Genomic DNA, 1,031 nt, shown 5'->3' with positions numbered 1-1,031 from the left:
ACGCGTAAGATCGTCGGCAGCGTCAGATGTGTATAAGAGACAGGGATACTTCAGCGCGTTTCTCGACGACGCTGAACACGGTGAGACGATCGTGGTCACCCGTAGCGGCCGGTGCGTCGCTGTGATCATGCCCGCGCCGCAGGGCAACGGTGAGGCGTTGCGGGAGGTCTTCCACCGCTGGGGTGCTCGCGCGGGTGTCGACGACGGGTTCGGGGCCGATGTCGCGGCTGCCCGGGAGGCTTCTTCCGCTGAGTGGGACACCGACCCGTGGCACGACTGATCCTGGACACCGGTGTGCTGGTCGCCGGTGCCGGTGGCCTGTTAGATCTTGCGGTCATGAGTGACGGGGACGACGTCGTCCTACCGGCCCTCGCGCTCGCCGAATACACCGTCGGGGTGCTGCTGGCCTCGGATGAGGCCACTCGCGCCGCGCAACAGGCGTTCCTCACCGACGTGCTCTCCGTGACTCCGGTCGAGGACTACACCCCGGACGTCGCCCGGCATCACGCGCAGCTCCTGGCCCATGTACGCCGTACCGGCGCGCCCCGCGGAGCTCCTGATCTCATCATCGCGGCGACGGCGCGTGCCACGCAGCGGGTACTGGTCACCACTGACAAACCTGCCCGTTTCGACGAGCTGCCCGACGTCGCCACCCGCCTGGTAGCCACCCGCCTGGTAGCCACCCGCCGGTGACGGAATTCCGACCGGCTCACAGCGCGTAGGCGGATATCCCGGTAGACGCCAGGTCAACGGAGAGGCTTCCAGCCGTCTGTCGTAGTCTCCGACGGGATGGGACGGTACGTGCCCTCACCGGTGCGACGAGCGGTGATCTCTGGAAACCTCGCCACGCGGCCTGGTCGGCCGCTCCCGCGCTGGCGTTGGGTGGCATGCTCCAGGGATGATCATCGGTGGCCGGGCGCGGGGCGGCAGGGCGCGCGGCAGGGTTCACGGAAAGCGGGGGCGGACGCTGATGGCGAGGATCGTTCGTCACGGCCCATGGGGCGGGCCGGGGGAGCAGGCGACCGCCGTCT

General features: G+C 68.9%; 2 protein-coding genes. Both read left to right on the top strand.

The window, feature by feature from the left end; genetic code table 11:
* The coding region (locus tag NBW84_RS03830) for a type II toxin-antitoxin system Phd/YefM family antitoxin (protein ID WP_250281763.1) at positions 1-280 on the top strand (280 nt) is incomplete at its 5' end.
* Positions 268-693, top strand: coding sequence for a PIN domain-containing protein (locus NBW84_RS03825; RefSeq protein ID WP_250281760.1), 426 nt, complete (start codon positions 268-270; stop codon positions 691-693). The genes NBW84_RS03830 and NBW84_RS03825, both read left to right, overlap by 13 nt.
* The last annotated feature ends 338 nt before the right edge of the window (positions 694-1,031 follow it).

The organism is Protofrankia sp. CiP1_Cm_nod2, from assembly GCF_920664355.1.
GTDB lineage: Bacteria > Actinomycetota > Actinomycetes > Frankiales > Frankiaceae > Protofrankia.
Note: the sequence above shows the minus strand (reverse complement) of the source record. Positions and strands in the feature narration are given on the sequence as shown.